Here is a 14,545-nt window from a genome sequence, read left to right on the forward strand (position 1 = left end):
TGAGGCCGGAGTGGGTGAAATTCCGGTAGTGGGTTAGTTTGAACTGACCCACTACCGAAATTCCGGAGGGAGAGAAAGCAATTACGTACAGGCCTTTAATATATAGATGCGAATACGGGCAACGAAACAATCGTACGCATAAATAATCCATTCCAGCTTGCAGATGCTAATGAAGCTTAGAATTCCTAATAACTGCTTCATATACTAAGAAATCTTTAACAATTCAATTATTTGGGAGAGTTTTAACGGCGTAGGCTCTCGTACGCCTTTTGGCAATCGCAAGCGACCGCGGTTATTCTCAACCTATGTCTGAGGATACTTCTCCATCTACTGAGCTGAAAAATTCGCTGCAGCATGCAAACTCTTCCTATCTGCGCTCCGCGCAGCACCAGCCTGTGCAGTGGCATGCGTGGGGACAAGATGCGTTTGACCGTGCGCAAGCGGAGGATAAGCCGATTCTGCTCGACATTGGCGCGGTGTGGTGCCACTGGTGCCATGTGATGGATCGCGAATCCTATGAAGATCCCGAGCTGGCGACGATTATTAATGACCATTACATTGCCGTGAAGGTGGACCGCGATGAGCGTCCGGACGTGGACGCGCGCTACCAGGCTGCGGTTTCAGCCATCAGTGGGCAGGGCGGCTGGCCGCTGACGGCATTTCTTACGCCGGATGGGCGTCCGTATTTTGGCGGTACATATTTTCCTCGCGAGGACCGCTACGGGAGGCCCGGTTTTGGCCGCGTGCTGCTGACCATTGCGCAGGTGTGGAAGGATCGTCGCGATGAGGCTCTGGAGTCTGCATCGAGTGTGATGGCTGCGATTGAGCATAACGAGAGCTTTTCGGGTCGTGGCACGGGCCAGTTGACGTTGGCGCTGGTGGATAAGGTTGCGGGTTCGGTGTTGGCGAAGTTCGATTCACGCAATGGCGGCTTTGGCTCGCAGCCAAAGTTTCCGCATCCGGCGGCGCTGGACCTGCTGCTTGAGATTGCCATGAGCCGCGACAATGACGACGCGCGACAGGCATTTCTGGTGACGCTCGAAAAGATGGCCAAGGGCGGCGTCTACGATCATCTGGCCGGCGGATTTCATCGTTACAGCGTGGACGAGCGCTGGGTGGTGCCGCACTTCGAGAAGATGCTCTACGACAACACGGAGCTGTTGCGGAATTATGTACATGGCTTCCAGAGTTTTGTCCGCGAGGATTTTCGCCAGACAGCGCTTGAGATTGTGGGATGGCTGGACTCTACGATGACGGACCGCGAGCGTGGCGGCTTCTATGCCTCGCAGGATGCGGACATTGATCTGGATGACGACGGCGACTACTTTACCTGGACGCTAGATGAAGCCCGCACGGCGCTGGACGCTGACGAGTTGGCGGTAGCTGCGGCGTGGTTCGACATTGGCGACCTAGGCGACATGCATCACAATCCGGCTAAGAATGTGTTGTACATTAAGCTGACGCTGGAGCAGGTGGCGAAGCAGACGGGCAAGATCGAGGCCGAGGTGGAGAAGCTGATTGCTTCTGCCAAGGACAAGCTGCTGGCTGCACGTAAGCTGCGTCCGACGCCGTTTATCGACCGCACGCTCTATACAGCATGGAATGCGATGGCTGTGACTGCGTATCTGGAAGCTGCGCGCGTGCTGCGGCTGGATGCGGCGCGTGACTTTGCGCTGCTGACGCTGCGCCGGTTGCTGGCCGAAGCATGGGATGAGAATGCCGAGTTGGCGCATGTCATTGCTTACCCGGATGGCGCGCCTGCGGAGCGCATCGCCGGAACGCTGGATGACTATGCCTTTACGATTCACGCGTGCATTGATGGATGGTTTGCCAGCGGCAGTATGGAGTTTTACCACGCAGCGATCAAGTTGGCGGATGCGATGATCGAGCGCTTCTACGACCAGACCGGCGGAGCGTTTTATGACGCAGCTCCGCCGAAAAAAGGAACTGTGCCACTGGGCGCGCTCATAGCGCGCCGCAAGCCGCTGCAGGATGCGCCCACGCCTGCCGGCAATTCTACGGCGGCTTCTGCACTGCTGCGATTGGAATCGCTCTCCGGCAAGGAGCAATACCGCGATGTTGCAGAGGATACGCTGACCTCATTTGCGGGCATTGTGGAGCACTTTGGTCTGTATGCCGGAAGCTATGGGCTTGCGCTGGAGCGCCTGCTGCTTGATCCGTTTGAAGTTGTCGTGGTGGGATCCGGCTCAGATGCCGCTCTACTTGAGGCGATGGCCGTGGCTCGGTATGCCGTGAACAAGACGGTTACACGCATCGGCCCGTGGAGGCTTACGCCAGACGGTATTCCAGATGCATTGGCCGAGATGCTGCTGAACGTGCCTGCGCCGGAGAATGCTTCCGTATGGGCGATGGTCTGCCGCGGCCGCACCTGTCTTCCGGCTATCACGGACCCCGAGGAGCTGCTGAAGGTGCTGTCAGAAGACAGAGTTCGAGAGACGCGCCCTTGAAGGTGGCGTCTAGGTTTAGGTCTGTTTATTCCTCGCGCATCAGCGTGGAGGGATTAACGCTGAGCGCACGGCGCGCCGGAATGCAGGTTGCGATGCCGCCGAGCAGAATCATGGTGACGACAACGCCGATAAGCACCAGCGGATCACGCGAGTTGGCGTTCACGACAATGCGGCTCAAGAGCGGCGTGGCTGTCAGTGCTGCAAGAATGCCGAGTACGGAACCGATTGCGAGCAGCGCTAGTGGCCTGCCAACTGCAGAGCGCAACAATTGAGTGCGGCGCGCGCCAAGCGCTACGCGGATTCCCAGTTCTTTCATTCGCTTGCTCACGCTGTAGGCTGCCATACCGAAGATGCCGGTGATGGCGAGCATTGCTGCGAGCATACCCATGATGCTCAATGCTTCGGCGGCGGTGCGGGCTGGAAACATGACGTTGTTGACGGCGTACTGCCATGGCGAAATCTGTACGGGCAGTCCTGGCGCAATGCTGCTCATTGTGCGCTGCAGTGTTGCTGCAATTTCGTTTTGCGGCAGATGAGAGCGTACCACCAGTGATGTGAAGCTCCGAACCATCTGCGCTGAGGATGTGTATAGAGCAGGCTCGGATTCTCCGCCGAGATTTGCATGACGCAGGCCGCCGTATTTGCCGTCTTCGGAGACGCCGACGACGATGTAAAGATCGCCGAACATGGAAAACTTTTGGCCGACAGCGGGAGCACCGTTGAACATCTTCCGCGCGAAGGTTTGATTCACGATCGCCGCGAAGGGCTTGCGTGTGGCGTCGTCGGCCCACGTGAAGCTGCGTCCGGAGAGCAGCCGCGTGCCTGCTGCAGTGAAGTATCCGGTCGAGACGGGATAGATGCGCGTGGACAGCACTTCGTTTCCCAGGTGTTTGTCAGGCGCTTCAGGGCGGTAAATTGGAATTCCCTGCATTCCTCCGCCGGCCAGCGGGGCAAAGTTAACAGTGCCTGCCGCTGTTACGCCAGGAATTTGCATTGCTGCGTCGATCATGGCCTTCTGTTTCAGCAGCGCATCGTTGCCATCGATGCCCATCATGCTCAGGTCCTGATTTGCTAACGTCACACCTTTCGGATCAATGCCCAGAGGCACGGCCAGAAGGCGCTGCATCGATCGCACGGCTACCAGCGATGAGGCCACTAACAGGGTGCAGATGGCAATCTGCGCGCCCAGCAACAGATCGCGAACGGCAAAGCGGCGTAACCCCGAAGTTGCCACGGGCGTGTTCTTTATCGAGCGGATGGGCTGGGCGCTCCATGCCTGCCGTGCCGGAATCAGTCCGAAGAGCAGACCACTAGCCAGGGATAGTCCCGCTGCCACAGCAAAGATTTTCCAATCCAACGTGATGGTGGGCAGCGTCTCTCCGCCGTCGCCTCCGTAGAGCGGGTCGTAGCGATTCAGGAAGTGGAGCAGCAGTCCTGCTCCGCCCATCCCCGCGGCTCCGCCAATCAGCGCTACCAGCACTGACTCTGTGAGCAACTGGCGCAGCAGACGGCCTCGACTCGATCCCAGCGCGGCGCGCAGTGCCAGCTCCCGTGTGCGGTCACTGGCGCGCGCGGCAAAGAGGCTCGCCAGATTGGTACACGCGGCCAGCAGAACCATTCCGGCGAGAGCCATGATGCCGAAGACGAACTTGTAAATCATCTCTGATTCATCGCCTTCGAGACCGGGCCTTACGAGCCGGGCGGACTGGTCCTGATCGGTCTGCGGATACTCGCGGGCCAGATCAGCGGCGATGCGGTTCAGGTCATCAGTGGCCTGCCGCGCGGTGACGCCGGGCCTGATGCGGCCCAGCACGGAAACGGGCGTTACTAGGCGGTCATGATGAAAATCCCAGCCTTCGGCCTGCTCCTCATTCACCATCGGAATCCAGTAATCCGGCCAGTAGAAACGCTCGGTGCCCTGAAACTCAGGCGGAGCTATGCCAATCACGGTGAAGGGATGCTTATTTACCTCGACGGCAGCTCCGAGGATATGCGGGTCTGCGTTAAATACGTTGTGCCAAAGCCGGTCGCTGAGGACGATGTAAGGTGCGGAGTTCGGCCCATGTTCATCGGCTGCGTGAAAAAAGCGCCCCAGCTCCGGTTGAACGCCGAGCATGTCGAAATAATTGCCCGTTACGTCATAGCCCGAGATGCTGTGCAAGGCGTTCTGCCAGCGAAGGCCCACGCCTGACATGCCGTACACCGCAGCCATGTCAGTGAATGTGGTGTTGCGCCGTTTGTAATCCTCGTAGGCCGGGATGGATTGTGCGCTGGCCATCCATTCTTTGTGGTTGATCTGGTAGAGGCTTTCCGGATCGGCTACGTGCAGCGGATCAAGAATGATGGCGTTGAGCACGCCGAAGACAACGATATTTGCGCCGATTCCGAGAGCCAGCGTGATGATTGCTGTCAGCGCAAAGCCGGGCGAGCGGCGCATCTGCCGTAGGGCGTAGCGCACATCACGCCAGAGGCCGCCGATGCCGAGCGCCATATCTGCGCCTGCAGTTCGTTCTTTCATCACGACAGGATTCCCGAAACGGACTAGCGCATCACGGCGCGCCTCCTGCGGCGTCATGCCGCTGGCGATATTGTCTTCTGTCCGCAAGGCGATGTGCGCTTCAAATTCCGCATCCAGCTCGCGGTCCACTTGCGAACGACCGATGAGATTTGCCATGCGACGCAAAAGCCCCATCGGTTTTCTTACCAATCTTCGCGGAGCAGCCGCGACGGATGTATGTGGAGTGCGCGCTGTGCGGGAGCCCATGTTGCTACAAGCCCGACCAGCAACATGACCATAACTGTGCCGGCGAGAACTACGGGATCGAGCGGCGTGGCCTGGTAGACGATGAAGGCGAGCACGCGCGTGGCCGCCATGCCCAGCAGCAGTCCGGCTACCGATCCGATGGCCAGTAAGCGCAAGGCTCCGCCGAGAGCAGAGCGCAGGACTTGTATGCGATCCGCGCCAAGGGCAATGCGAATGCCCATCTCTTTGAATCGCTTGCTCACGGAGTAACTGGCCATGCCGAAGATGCCGGTGATGGCCAGCACCGAGCCGAGCAGGCCCAGTACTCCGAGCGAGACAGCGGCGGCGCGCGCTGCAAATAATGCGCTGTTCAGCGATTCATGCCATGTGGTGAGCGTGAAGAGCAGGCCGTCGTCTAGACCGTGAATGGCTGCGCGCAGGGCTGCCGCGTTGTTTTGCGGGTCGCCCGCAGTGCGGGCCACCAGCCAGGTGGAACTGGTAGGTGACTGGGCCAGCGGCTGGAAGAATGCGGGCTTTGTTTCCTCTGTGAGTGTGATGTATTTTCCGTCTTCCACTACGCCGACGACTTCAAAGCGCTGCTTTCCCGAGTCGTGCAGAAAATGTTTGCCAATGGCCTTGTCAACCGAGCCAAAGAGCTTCTGCGCAAATGTGCGATTGACCACGGCCACAGCAGGCGCATTGTTGCCGTCGTGCCAGGTAATGTCGCGCCCGGCCAGCAACGTAGTGCCCGCGGACTGAAAGTAACCAGGAGAAACGGAGTATTGCACTGGTTCTGCCACCGCATTCGATGCGCGGAAGTCGGTTGCGCCGTCCGCAAAGATGGCGGTTTCGCTAAACCCGAGACCGAGTGGAATATTGCTGATGAGCCCGGCGGATTGCACGCCTGGAACCGTAGCGGCTGTATCCAGCATCCGGCGCTGCATGGCTGCAACGCGATCACCCTCGTAACCGGCCATGCGCAGTTCTGTATCCACCAGCAGGGCACGATCAGGCTGAAAGCCGAAGTTCGAATGCATGGAGCGCTCAAGGCCGCGCACGGCGACAAGCGACGAGGTCATCAGCACAGCGCAGACTGCGACCTGCACGATCAGAAGTACATCGCGTAACCCTGGCAGGCGCTTCCGGCGCGTAACGGCAGCGCCGGTCTTGACCACTTCCCACGGAGCCGTACCGAAGATTTGCCGAATGGGAGCCAGGCCGCAGAGCAGGCCGCTCATCAGCGCCAGCAGAACTGCGACCGTGTAAGTGCCGACATCCGGATTGACCTGTACGCGGATGGGGAAGTTCGGCATGGGCTGCCATACGCTCAGGCCGCGCAGAAGGACGGAGCTTGCAGCGATACCGGCAGTTCCGCCAAAGAGGGCGATCACCAGCGCCTCAGTCAAAATCTGGCGCAGAATGCGGGCTCGCGTTGAGCCAAGCGCCACGCGCATGGCAATCTCTCTCGCGCGATCCGCTGCCCGTGCTGAAAAGAGGCTGCCGAGATTGGCGCATGCGGCTAGCAGAATCAGCCCTGCCAGCAGCATCAGCCCGCTCACAAAAGCGCGTATAGGCCCGCCCAGCATGTTGCCCATCAGCCCCGGCTGAACCAGTGCGAATTGCAATCCGTCATCGTCCTTCGGATAGGTTTTCTGTAAGGCCGCTGCAATGGCATTCAGCTCGCCGGTTGCCTGTGCAGCGGTGACCTGCGGCTTGAGACGGCCGATCATCTCAAGGCTGCGGTCACCGCGGCTCTTCAGATCGTCATCCATTGCAATCAGAGGCGTATCTACTACTGGAACCCAGAAATCTGGCACAAACATCAGCTCAGAGCCGTGAAACTTTGGCGGAGCCACGCCCAGAATGCTGTAGGAGTGCCGGTTTAGCTCGACTGTTCGTCCCACCACAGCCGCATCACTGTGAAAACGCGTGCGCCAGTAGTCGTAGCTCAGCACAATGTATGGAACGGCATCCAGCCCATGCTCGTCCGAGGAATGAAAGAACCGCCCCAGGTAAGGCTGTACGCCCAGCACATCAAAATAATTTCCGCTTGCCTGGTACATCCAGACGTGGCTGGGATTGCTCCCGGTATTCATCGCTGCCTCGCCGATGATGTAGACAGCAATATCCTCGAAGCTATGATTGCGCTGGCGAAGGTCAAGGTAATCCGGGTAAGAATTCATGGGGAAGCCGCGCTGCTCAATCATGTAGAGGCGGCGCGCACCGGGCAGGTCCAGCGGCTTGAGCACCAGCGCATTCAGAATGCTGAAGACCACGGCGTTTGCGCCGATGGCTACCGTCAGCGTGACAATTGCCGTCAGCGCAAAGCCGGGAGAGCGCCGCAGTTGCCGCACCGCGTAGCGCACGTCGCGCCAGAGGCCGTCGATGCCGAGCGCCATATCCGCCCCTGCGGTTCGTTCTTTCATCACTGCAGGATTCCCGAAGCGGACGAGCGCATCGCGGCGTGCTTCGCGCGGCGTCATGCCACCGGCGATGTTGTCTTCAGTCCGCAGGGCGATGTGCGCTTCAAGCTCGGCGTCCATGTCTGATGCGAGGCGCGAGCGGTGAAATAGATTGCCGATTCGACGAAATAATCCCATGACGCCTCCTTATGCGTAGCGCAGCATGGCGCGCACGCCCTTAACCAATAACTCAAAGCTTTCTTCAGCTTCCTTGAGTTGTTTGCGGCCGGCAACGGTGAGCCGATAGTACTTTGCCTTACGGTTGGTCTCGGTCATGGCCCACTCGGAGCCAATCCATCCACTTTGCTCCATACGGTGCAGAGCCGGATAGATCGATCCTTCTTCCACCTGCAGCAACTCGTCAGAGGCAATTTGAATATGCTGCACAACGCCATAGCCATGCAGCTTGCCGCGCTGCGCCAGTGTCTTGAGCACCAGCAGGTCCAGACTTCCCTGCAGATCGTTTCGTGCCATGATGCACCCCTTTACGTCTAGGTATGAAGATACGGTATGCCTAGAAGTAAAGGGTTGTCAAGAGATTGTCATGACTGTATTTTTCGGATGATCAGACTCCTTCACCGGTAAACGGATTTACCTCCTTTGGCTTTAGAGTGGTGGGATCGGGATGCGCAGCTGCTTCCGGCTCCGGATGTTGCGTAGGAGCGACGCCGCTCAAAGTTTTACTATCTCCCCCTCCGAAGGTCTGGAAGACGCGATTCGGATCGCCGGGCAGCATGCGATTTTGCTCGAGAGCGTTGCGGACGCGGCGTTGGAATTCACGCACGGGCCCGTATTGTTGCTGCGCCTTGGTTTTAAAGACTACGGGAAAGATAAGCTGCGAGCCCTTCATGGAATCCACGCCGAGAATCTGCGGATCAGCAAGGAAGAGATTCTTGAATTGCGGATCATTCCGTATGTCGGCGGCAATTGTGTTGAGGAGCTCCATGACTTTGCTGGGATCAGCGGAAAAATCCACGCTGACGGATATGGTGGCGACGGAGAAATCCGCGCTCTGGTTGGCTACGGTGGTGATCTGCGAGTTCGGAATCACATAGAGTGTGCCGTCACCGCCGCGCACGCTGGTCTTTCGCAGCGTCATGGACTCCACGGTGCCGCTGAGCCCGGCTACCGTAACGACATTGCCCACGCTGAACTGGTCTTCGACGAGGATGAGCGTGCCGTTGAGCACGTCCTTCACGATGCTTTGCGCGGCTAGGCCAAGAGCCACTCCGGCGATGCCGGCAGAGGCGAGCAGCGGGCCCAGGTCGATGCCGATCGAAGCGAGAATCTGCAGGACCAGGAAGCCAAGGATAATTGCCATGCCGGTGGCTCGAACGATTCCGGAGAGCGTGCGAACCTGTGACAGGCGTGCGGGGTTGGGATGCTTTTCGGCCATGCGTACGGTGCGGCCAGTGATGAAGCCGAGCAGGCGGCTCAGCGCAAAGGCAATGATGATCATGACGACCAGGTGGGGCAGTCGCCGATGCACGAATTCCTGTGAGTCGACTATCCATTCATCGAGTACCCGGCCCATAAAGCGGCCTTCGGCGAAGATTCCGTTACGAAGGAATAAAAAAGCAAGATCGGGCATGAAGAAAGTTCTCCTTATGGAATATTATTTTCAGGCTGCCTCAAAGACCGATGCGAACAGAGGCTGCGCAGGTGTACAAGATAAGAGAAGGTGTGCGCTGCTACTCTCTCCGATGCGCGGAACCGGCGGGCGGTTTTCGCGCGGCACGCCTTGAGCGGGAGGTTACTGTGCGCTCCAACATCCATCGCATGTCCAGCCCAGGTTTTGACTCAGATTCCAGCTCAACCGTTTCGCGCATTCGATGGAAGTCTATTGCCGCGATAGCGGTTCTGCTTGCGGTCGGAGCGTTGCCCTGCGGCCGAAGCCAGCAAAGCCCCTCTCAGAGCGAGCCAAAGCAAACTCCGGCTGCATTGAAGACTTCCGATTCCACACCAGCTCCGGCAGAAACGCCTGCCAATCAGCAAGAGCAGCGTGCGGCCAAGGAGAGCGCCGATCTTCTGAAGCTGGCTACGGAGCTGAAGGCCGCGGTGGCTAAGAGCTCCAAGGACACGCTTTCATTGGCTGTTATCCGCAAGGCGGACGAGATTGAACGCGTAGCGCGAGGTATGAAGGACAGATACAGGGCAGACGCCGGGGTGAACTGACTGGCGGGTCTGGTGATCCGAAAGGCGACAGGAGGCAGGCGCGATGAATTGTAGTCGATTACTCGCACGGAAAGCTGAGTATGCTCTGGCGCTGCTCATAATGGTCGTCATCGCACTTGCATGCCAGGCGCAGTCGGTGGGCAATAATAACCTAGACCGCTTTCCGAAAATGGATCCCATGGACAACGAGGATATGACGCAGGAGATGCGCCGGATGCACCTGCTGAATGCCGCGCGGCAAAAATCCATGGTCTCTGATGCCGAAAGGCTCCTGGCGCTGGCCCGAGAGTTGAACGCCGGCGTGGGTGCGGGCGGCAATGCGCTTTCAGCCGGGCAGAGAATGAGGATGGCGGCGGATATTGAAAAGCTGGCGCACAACGTAAGGGAGAAGATGAGTTATGTGCCTGGGACCCCTTCGGCTCCGCCGCCGCTCCGTCCGTCCTCGAACTCCTGGCCGCAATAATCCACAGGCAGGCATCCCGGGCGGAAATTCGCTCCCAATAGTACAATCATGGGTGGCTTTGCCTGGCTCGGCGACGAGTCGATGGTTCGATCTGTAACGGGAGAGTAAAAGGGAATGGGACTCGCAGTTTCCGGTATCCGCCTGTCCGAAGGAATTTCGGCTTCCGGCAGCCTCGCTCCAGAGGTTCTTGTGGATATCTATCGGCTGATGTACCTTTCCCGCCGCATAGACGACCGCGAGATTCTGCTGAAGCGCCAGCAGAAAATCTACTTCCAGATCTCAGGCGCCGGACATGAGGCGCTGCAAATAGGTGCTGCGCTGGCGTTGCGCTCCGGATATGACTGGTTCTTTCCCTACTACCGTGATCGCGCGCTGTGCCTCACGCTGGGCGTAACACCGGAAGAGATGTTTCTGCAGGCCGTGGGTGCGGCGACAGACCCGGCCAGCGGCGGACGGCAGATGCCGACGCACTGGGGCGACCGCAAGCTGCACATTGTCAGCACTTCATCCTCTACCACTACACAGCTACTGCATGCCGTTGGCTGCGCGGAGGCCGGCCTCTACTTCAGCCGTCATCCTGAAGCTGCGAAAAAGGTCTCCGGCGATTATCGCGAATTTGCCGATGTTACGTTCCATGGCGACGAGATTGCGCTGGCCTGTGTGGGTGAGGGTTCCACCTCACAGGGCGAGTTCTGGGAGGCGATGAATACCGCTTCCAACAAGAAACTCCCCGTCATCTTTTGCGTGGAAGACAACGGTTATGCCATCAGCGTGCCGGTGGAGGTGAATACTCCCGGTGGCAATATTTCGCGGCTGGTGGCGAACTTCCCGAATTTCTACTTTGCGGAAGTGGATGGCACCGACCCCGAAGTGACGCTGCGGGCTTTTCAGGCAGCTGCAGAGCATTGCCGTGCGGGCAAAGGTCCTGCGCTGGTGCATGGGCACGTTGTGCGGCCGTACTCGCACTCGCTGTCAGACGATGACAAGCTGTACCGTTCTGCCGAGGAACGCGAAGCGGATGCGATGCGCGATCCGCTGACGCGGATGCAGATGCGCCTGCTGCGTGAGGGCGTTCTGACTGCTGAGCAGATTACGGCACTAGAGCATCAACTGGATGTCGAAGTGGCCGAGGCTGCCGAGCGCGCGCTGGTCGCGCCATTGCCGGAGATCGAGAGCATCACGAAGCACGTCTACTCCGAGAATCTCGATCCTACTCGCGCTGCCTTTGCCACAGAGCGGCCGGTGGAAGATACCGAGAAGAAGACTCCGCGTACGATGGCCGACCTGATCAATGCCTGCCTGCATGATGAGATGGCGCGCGATGAGCGCGTGATTATCTACGGCGAAGACGTGGCGGATGCGAGCAGGGAAGAGGCCTTGAAGGAAGCCAAGGGCAAAGGCGGCGTTTTTAAGCTGACCGCGGGACTGCAGACGGCCTTTGGTTCAGAGCGCGTCTTTAATTCGCCGCTGGCTGAAGCGAACATCGTTGGCCGGGCTGTGGGCTATGCCGTGCGCGGCATGAAGCCTGTGGTCGAGATTCAGTTCTTTGACTATATTTGGCCAGCCGTGCACCAGATTCACAACGAACTGGCTGTGATGCGGTGGCGCTCGAATGGCACATTTGCAGCGCCTGCGGTGATTCGTGTGCCCATTGGCGGCTATCTTACCGGCGGAGCTATTTATCACTCGCAGTCCGGCGAGAGCATCTTTACGCACATTCCCGGCCTGCGCGTCATTTTCCCATCAAACGCATTAGACGCGAATGGCCTGCTGCGCACGGCCATCCGTTGTGACGATCCGGTTCTCTTTCTGGAGCACAAGCGGCTTTACCGGGAAACCTACGGCCGCGCGCCGTATCCGGGGCCCGATTTTGCCATTCCGTTCGGCAAGGCGCGCACGGTGCGGCCCGGCAAAGATATGACGATTGTGACTTACGGCGCCGTCGTGCCGCGCGCTTTACAGGCTGCTGAGAAGGCGAAGCGCGAGCACAATATCGATGTGGAACTGATTGATCTGCGGACGCTAAACCCCTACGACTGGGAGGCGATTGCGGAGTCGGTTCGCAAAACCAGCCGCGTGATTGTGGCGCATGAGGACATGCAGAGCTGGGGTTATGGGGCGGAGATCGCGGCGCGCATTGCGGATGAGCTCTTTGAGGATCTGGATGCGCCCGTTAAGCGCGTGGCCGGCATGGATACTTTTGTGGCCTATCAGCCGATTCTGGAGGACGTGATCCTGCCGCAGCCGGAGAAGATTCTCCGGGCTATCGTGGATTTGCGTGCCTATTAGTTCTACACCTATTCATCCGCGCAGCTACAATACTGGGATGGCTCAGCACATGTACCGCGCGCAGCGGCGGAAGGCGGTTCCGGCCGCATGAAGTCATTTTTCCGGCTCCTGCGCTTCGGGCTGCCATACACCCTTTATTGGCTTCCGGGCGTGGTGCTGCTTGCAGCGGTGGGCCTGCTCGATACGCTGCGCGTGGCGTTGTTTGTGCCAATTCTAGGTGCGGTGCTCAAGCCGGGAAATGGGTCCAGTTCATTGGCACTCTTTCCCTTTGCTCCCCCAGGGTGGCAATTCGACATCCATAAGTTTGTTCCTCAGCGAATGCACAATGACTGGGCCGTTGTGGCTTTCGCGCTCATCGGCTCTACGATTCTGAAGGGTCTGTGCGATTACGCCGGTACTTATCTGGTGAATTACGCGGGCTTCGGCACTATTACTGATCTTCGCAACAAGCTTTACGAAGTTACTCTGCGGCGCTCGGCCAGCTTTTTCCAGAAACATCCCACCGGAACCATTCTCTCCACGCTCATCAATGATGTAGACAAGGTGCAGACCGCGGTCAGCACTGTGCTGGGCGATTTTCTGCAGCAGTTCTTCACCTTTCTCTTTACCGCGGGCCTGGTGGTTATGCTGGGCAAACACCTGAGCTGGCTGCTGCTGCTCTTTGTTCCGGTTGTCATCACATCGGCGCGGCGTATTGGCCGCTCTGTGCGCACACGTACGCGCACGGGCCAGGACAAGCTCGCCGAGATCCAGAACATTCTGCATGAGACCGTCACCGGTCACCGCATCGTGAAGGCATTTAACACGGAGCTGCAGGAGATTCTGCGCTTTGAGAACGCGGCCCTGCGCCTGCTGCGCGCCAATCTTCACAGCGTACGCGTCCAGTCGATCAGCTCACCACTGATGGATACGATTGGCGCCATCGCCATTGCGCTGCTGCTCTGGATTGGCCGTAATGAAATCAATCACGGCCACATGACCGCCGAGGTTTTCATCCCCTTCATCATCGCGCTCTTCAAGCTTTACGATCCAGTGCGCCGCTTTGCCTCTTACTACAACAGCTTTCAGCAGGCGCTTGGCGCGTCGACGTCGATCTTTGCTTTCTTTGACACCAAGGATGAAGTGAGAGAACGGCCTCGCGCAGCCACGCTGCGGCAGTTCAAGCAGTCGATTCGCTTTGAAGATGTGGGTTTCTCCTATTCAACGGAAGAAGGCGAGCACCAGATCCTGCATAACGTGGATCTCAAAGTGCAGGCCGGTGAGATGCTGGCGCTGGTTGGTCCCAGCGGCGCGGGCAAGTCCACCCTGGTGAATCTTATTCCGCGATTCTTCGATGTAACCTCCGGACGCATTCTTATTGATGACCACGATCTGCGAGATCTAACGCTTGCTTCACTGCGCAAACAGGTGGCGCAGGTGACGCAGGAGACGATCCTCTTCAATGACACGGTGCGCAACAATATCGCCTACGGCCAGCCGGATGCGAAGCCCGAGGTGGTGGAGCAGGCGGCGCGTAACGCATTCGCACATGATTTCATTCTCAAGATGCCGCAGGGCTACGACACTGTGATTGGAGAAAAGGGCTTTCGCCTCTCCGGTGGCGAGCGTCAGCGTATCGCGATTGCGCGCGCCATTCTGAAGAATGCGCCGATCCTGATTCTTGACGAGGCCACTTCAGCACTTGACGCTGAAAGCGAATCGCTGGTGCAGGTGGCTTTGGCTAACCTGATGCAGAATCGCACTGTGGTGGTCATAGCGCATCGGCTCGGCACTGTGCGGCGCGCCAACCGCATTGCGGTGCTGGAAGAAGGCCGCATTACGGCCATTGGCGCGCATGAGGAGCTGCTGGACGCTTCGCCCACGTATCACCGTTTGTACCAACTGCAGTTTATGGATATGCCGGAATCAAAGCCGGACCAGATGGAGCACGCGCTTTGATAAGACT

Annotated in this window: 9 protein-coding genes; 5 read left to right on the forward strand and 4 right to left on the reverse strand. The window is 58.6% G+C overall.

The features are described from left to right. Positions 1–305: 305 nt before the first annotated feature. Positions 306–2,468 (forward strand): thioredoxin domain-containing protein, encoded by a 2,163-nt coding sequence (locus VO84_RS00695; RefSeq protein WP_058185360.1) that lies wholly within the window; start codon positions 306–308, stop codon positions 2,466–2,468. 25 nt (positions 2,469–2,493) lie between these two features. Here the strand turns inward: VO84_RS00695 and VO84_RS00700 are convergent, their stop codons facing one another. The 4 genes from VO84_RS00700 to VO84_RS00715 all read right to left on the reverse strand — a co-directional run bounded on the left by VO84_RS00700 (position 2,494) and on the right by VO84_RS00715 (position 9,264). Next, positions 2,494–5,160, reverse strand: coding sequence for an ABC transporter permease (locus VO84_RS00700; protein WP_058185361.1), 2,667 nt, complete (start codon positions 5,158–5,160; stop codon positions 2,494–2,496). An 8-nt stretch (positions 5,161–5,168) separates the two neighbouring features. Next, positions 5,169–7,811 carry an ABC transporter permease gene (locus VO84_RS00705; protein WP_058185362.1) on the reverse strand — a complete coding sequence of 881 codons (2,643 nt, stop codon included), beginning with the start codon at positions 7,809–7,811 and terminating at the stop codon, positions 5,169–5,171. Positions 7,812–7,820: 9 nt separating this feature from the next. Continuing rightward, a complete protein-coding gene (locus tag VO84_RS00710; protein ID WP_058185363.1) occupies positions 7,821–8,147 on the reverse strand; it encodes a PadR family transcriptional regulator in 327 nt (108 codons plus the stop codon). 91 nt (positions 8,148–8,238) lie between these two features. Then, the gene (locus tag VO84_RS00715; RefSeq protein ID WP_058185364.1) at positions 8,239–9,264 is read right to left on the reverse strand and encodes a mechanosensitive ion channel family protein; all 1,026 of its coding nucleotides are present in this window, start codon (positions 9,262–9,264) and stop codon (positions 8,239–8,241) included. Between the two features lie 350 nt (positions 9,265–9,614). Between VO84_RS00715 and VO84_RS22695 the strand changes: the two genes are divergently transcribed. From VO84_RS22695 to VO84_RS00735, 4 genes are all read left to right on the forward strand, one after another. After that, positions 9,615–9,848: a hypothetical protein gene (locus tag VO84_RS22695; protein ID WP_197413842.1), complete on the forward strand. Its 234-nt coding sequence runs from the start codon at positions 9,615–9,617 to the stop codon at positions 9,846–9,848. A 43-nt stretch (positions 9,849–9,891) separates the two neighbouring features. After that, positions 9,892–10,311 carry a hypothetical protein gene (locus tag VO84_RS00725; protein WP_157439641.1) on the forward strand — a complete coding sequence of 140 codons (420 nt, stop codon included), beginning with the start codon at positions 9,892–9,894 and terminating at the stop codon, positions 10,309–10,311. 114 nt (positions 10,312–10,425) lie between these two features. Then, complete coding sequence (locus VO84_RS00730) at positions 10,426–12,600, forward strand: alpha-ketoacid dehydrogenase subunit alpha/beta (RefSeq protein ID WP_058185367.1); 2,175 nt, start codon at positions 10,426–10,428, stop codon at positions 12,598–12,600. Positions 12,601–12,687: 87 nt separating this feature from the next. Beyond that, complete coding sequence (locus tag VO84_RS00735; RefSeq protein ID WP_058185368.1) at positions 12,688–14,538, forward strand: ABC transporter ATP-binding protein; 1,851 nt, start codon at positions 12,688–12,690, stop codon at positions 14,536–14,538. The last annotated feature ends 7 nt before the right edge of the window (positions 14,539–14,545 follow it).

The sequence above is a fragment of the Occallatibacter gabretensis genome (genome assembly GCF_001449115.1).
Taxonomy (GTDB): Bacteria; Acidobacteriota; Terriglobia; order Terriglobales; family Acidobacteriaceae; genus Telmatobacter; species Telmatobacter gabretensis.

What these genes read in the sequence shown, in the direction of transcription:
- VO84_RS00695 (WP_058185360.1), top strand. Translation starts at nt 306, where the DNA reads ATGTCTGAGGATACTTCTCCATCTACTGAGCTGAAAAATTCGCTGCAG.
- VO84_RS00700 (WP_058185361.1), bottom strand. Translation starts at nt 5,160, where the DNA reads ATGGGGCTTTTGCGTCGCATGGCAAATCTCATCGGTCGTTCGCAAGTG.
- VO84_RS00705 (WP_058185362.1), bottom strand. Translation starts at nt 7,811, where the DNA reads ATGGGATTATTTCGTCGAATCGGCAATCTATTTCACCGCTCGCGCCTC.
- VO84_RS00710 (WP_058185363.1), bottom strand. Translation starts at nt 8,147, where the DNA reads ATGGCACGAAACGATCTGCAGGGAAGTCTGGACCTGCTGGTGCTCAAG.
- VO84_RS00715 (WP_058185364.1), bottom strand. Translation starts at nt 9,264, where the DNA reads ATGCCCGATCTTGCTTTTTTATTCCTTCGTAACGGAATCTTCGCCGAA.
- VO84_RS00725 (WP_157439641.1), top strand. Translation starts at nt 9,892, where the DNA reads ATGAATTGTAGTCGATTACTCGCACGGAAAGCTGAGTATGCTCTGGCG.
- VO84_RS00730 (WP_058185367.1), top strand. Translation starts at nt 10,426, where the DNA reads ATGGGACTCGCAGTTTCCGGTATCCGCCTGTCCGAAGGAATTTCGGCT.
- VO84_RS00735 (WP_058185368.1), top strand. Translation starts at nt 12,688, where the DNA reads ATGAAGTCATTTTTCCGGCTCCTGCGCTTCGGGCTGCCATACACCCTT.